Source organism: Roseomonas acroporae (assembly GCF_023223525.1).
Classification (GTDB): Bacteria; Pseudomonadota; Alphaproteobacteria; order Acetobacterales; family Acetobacteraceae; genus Roseomonas_E; species Roseomonas_E acroporae.
Genome location: NZ_JALPRX010000209.1, coordinates 1 through 2,510, shown reverse-complemented (window position 1 = coordinate 2,510; position 2,510 = coordinate 1). Strand labels below are relative to the sequence as shown.

The window sequence follows — 2,510 nt, the reverse complement described above, 5'->3', positions numbered from 1 at the left end:
GCCCGGCACGCCAAAGCAGTAGTCGGCACCGTCGAGGTACAGCGGCTCGAAGACGGGGAAGGCCGCTGACCCGCTCATCGCTGCCTCCCCCGCCACGCAACAAGCGCCTCGCAGCGGCGAACGGCATCAGGCAGTTCGGCGCCGTGGATGACGGCACGGGAGATGCAAGTGACAGTGAGATCGCGTGTCTCGGCCTGGGGATCGTAGAGCGCGGCGATGAGAAGCAGCGCGAGGGAGATGGGCAGCAACGCGATCAGCACGCTGGTGAAAGCCAGCCAGCCCACTCTGCGTGCTCCCCCCGACCCGCTCACGCCGCCACCTCGGCGGCCCGCGGGAACAGGTCCGGCCGCAGCTCGTGCAGCGGAATGCCGGTGGCCGCGGAGACCTTGCCGACCCGGCCGGCGGGGATGCCGGTATCCTTCCACTGCTGGACAGCGAAACGGGTGACGCCAATCCGCTTGGCGAGCGCGGCGCCGCCCCCGGCAGCCTCGATGGCGCGGAGGGCGGCAGCAGTCACAGGTGAGGTCTCGGCGTCGGCCATGGCATGCGAGTGTAGTTAAACTACACCCTCATGCCAAGACCCTTCTCCACCGCGTGAAGCGTAGCTTTACGGCACACTCGAAGGATGCCGCAGCCCATTCTCCCTCAGTCGGAATTCCAGATCGACGCCGGCCGACGGCTCAGGCGCCTCATCGACCTCCTTGGGCTCAGCCAAGTCGAGGCCGGTGAGATCATGGGTGTCAGCAAGCACGTCATTCGGAATTGGCTGGCAGGGGATAATCCCCCTCAGCCGTATCCCATGTACCGGCTGTGTCGAGCCAAGGGGCTGGATTTCAACTACGTGTTTCTGGGGGACTGGAGTTCTCTTCCTGGTCGGTACGCTCAAGTTCTGGAGAAGGAAGCTCTAGCCAATCTGGAGGCTGCCGAGGACGTGGAGCCCCAGCAGGCCGAAAGCTGAGCCCGGTGTCGCGCATATGCTCCTCCGCGCACTCATCGGCTACCTGACGCCGGTCAGCTACAGCGCCATGGCGTTGCTGAGGCAGACCCTTAAGCGAGAAGGGATCAACCCTGACGCGCTGCCGCCAGCGCTGCTTCAGGAGATGTGCGCAGAAGCCATCATGGTCTCGCGTCTCCTCGCCAAGACTAGGCCGCAGCAGCTTGTGCGTTTGACCGACGGCATTGAGGGAGCGGCCTACCAACTGCTCTTCGCAATCGAGAGGGGCGGACACTGGGCTAAGGACCCCAGTCTACAAGAGCGCCTTCGCCGGCATGGCGTGACGCTTGGTCCGCACCTGCTGGTGGCCGGTGAGAAGCGATGACTGGCTGCCTCGGCTCCCGAAAATTCCTGGCGCGCTGCATGGCTCCACCTCCTGACCTGCGCCGCCGGATCATCCCGCCGGCAGAGACAGGTTTGCATGAACGAGACGTGAACGACAGCAGATTCCGCTGGCATGCAACCGTCACGGTCCCGTGTTGGTGCGATGCGGCAATGAGCGGTTGAGGACGGAGGCCACGGGGTTGAGCGACAGCGCGCCGGCTTGGACGACCGTCAATCTGGACGAGTTCTTCGCAGCCAGGGGCGTCAAGGCCGCCTGTCCGCTCTGCGGGAACGAGAGCTGGTACAACCTCGGCCGGCTGAAAGGCGAAACCTGGGCCCAGGACTATCCGGGCGCCAACCCGCCCGTGCGGATGCACAGGTTCCTGGCCTATGCGCTCTCCTGCACCAACTGCGGCTTCATCCGGTCCCACTTCGCGCAGACGGTCGAGGGGTTGCTGGCCCCGCCTGGCGCGCCTGAGCGAGCGGAGGGCGAATGACCGCCACCATCCACTCGCTGCCGGTGAGCGCGAGGGCCCGGCTGATCGGGGTAGATGACATGCCGCCCCTTGAAGGCGGCGGCGGCGGCGGTAACTCTGGGGGTATGGACGGCATCGCCGAGCTGACGAAGCGCGTGGACCGGGTCGAGGGTCGCCTCGACAAACTGGATGACCGGCTGCGCTCGGTCGAACTGTCCACCACCCGCATCGAAGCGAACATCGCCGCACTGAGCGTATCACTGGACGGATTGGTTAGGCGGGTCGATGGGGTGGCGTCACAAGCGCTTGCGAAGGTGCCGAGCGGCTGGACGATGTTCGGCTTGCTGATGGGGACGCTGGTGGGCGGCCTCACCTTGGTCGGGGCCGCCATCACGGCGGCGCGGTACTTCAAGCTGCTGCCGGCCTAGCCACCAACCCCACCCACCGCCCACCCAGCCCGCCCGGGAGACCGAGGCGGGCGTTCGTTTGTCTGGGCGTCCGCATCGCGAGTGTAGCTAGGCTACACTTTTCCCTTGACGGTGTAGTTTAACTACACCATCATCCCCTCCACACCCCGCCACCCGGCGGGCCTGGAGGGCAGAATGGTCGAGAGCACCGTCACGATCCCCGATCTCGTCGCGCGCTGGAGCGACCCGGACAGCCGGCCGCTGTTCAAGGGCAGCCTGATCGACACCGACGAGGATACGGGCGAGTGC

At 66.0% G+C, this 2,510-nt stretch carries 6 protein-coding genes; 4 read left to right on the top strand and 2 right to left on the bottom strand.

Annotation, left to right across the window (positions count from 1 at the left end):
* Nucleotides 1-74 precede the first annotated feature (74 nt).
* Nucleotides 75-284, bottom strand: a complete 210-nt coding sequence (locus M0638_RS27975) for a hypothetical protein (RefSeq protein WP_248670236.1) — start codon at nt 282-284, stop codon at nt 75-77.
* Nucleotides 285-307: 23 nt separating this feature from the next.
* On the bottom strand, nt 308-541 hold the full coding sequence (locus M0638_RS27970) for a YdaS family helix-turn-helix protein (RefSeq protein ID WP_248670235.1): 234 nt from the start codon (nt 539-541) through the stop codon (nt 308-310).
* 84 nt (nt 542-625) lie between these two features.
* Here M0638_RS27970 and M0638_RS27965 point away from each other — a divergent pair, with 84 nt between their 5' ends.
* The 4 genes from M0638_RS27965 to M0638_RS27950 all read left to right on the top strand — a co-directional run bounded on the left by M0638_RS27965 (nt 626) and on the right by M0638_RS27950 (nt 2,222).
* Nucleotides 626-958 (top strand): helix-turn-helix domain-containing protein, encoded by a 333-nt coding sequence (locus M0638_RS27965; protein ID WP_248670234.1) that lies wholly within the window; start codon nt 626-628, stop codon nt 956-958.
* 16 nt (nt 959-974) lie between these two features.
* Nucleotides 975-1,319 carry a hypothetical protein gene (locus M0638_RS27960; protein ID WP_248670233.1) on the top strand — a complete coding sequence of 115 codons (345 nt, stop codon included), beginning with the start codon at nt 975-977 and terminating at the stop codon, nt 1,317-1,319.
* 199 nt (nt 1,320-1,518) lie between these two features.
* Nucleotides 1,519-1,815, top strand: coding sequence for a hypothetical protein (locus tag M0638_RS27955; protein WP_248670232.1), 297 nt, complete (start codon nt 1,519-1,521; stop codon nt 1,813-1,815).
* Complete coding sequence (locus M0638_RS27950) at nt 1,812-2,222, top strand: hypothetical protein (protein WP_248670231.1); 411 nt, start codon at nt 1,812-1,814, stop codon at nt 2,220-2,222. The genes M0638_RS27955 and M0638_RS27950 overlap by 4 nt, the downstream gene beginning before the upstream one ends.
* The last annotated feature ends 288 nt before the right edge of the window (nt 2,223-2,510 follow it).

What these genes read in the sequence shown, in the direction of transcription:
- M0638_RS27970 (WP_248670235.1), bottom strand. Translation starts at nt 541, where the DNA reads ATGGCCGACGCCGAGACCTCACCTGTGACTGCTGCCGCCCTCCGCGCC.
- M0638_RS27965 (WP_248670234.1), top strand. Translation starts at nt 626, where the DNA reads ATGCCGCAGCCCATTCTCCCTCAGTCGGAATTCCAGATCGACGCCGGC.
- M0638_RS27960 (WP_248670233.1), top strand. Translation starts at nt 975, where the DNA reads ATGCTCCTCCGCGCACTCATCGGCTACCTGACGCCGGTCAGCTACAGC.
- M0638_RS27950 (WP_248670231.1), top strand. Translation starts at nt 1,812, where the DNA reads ATGACCGCCACCATCCACTCGCTGCCGGTGAGCGCGAGGGCCCGGCTG.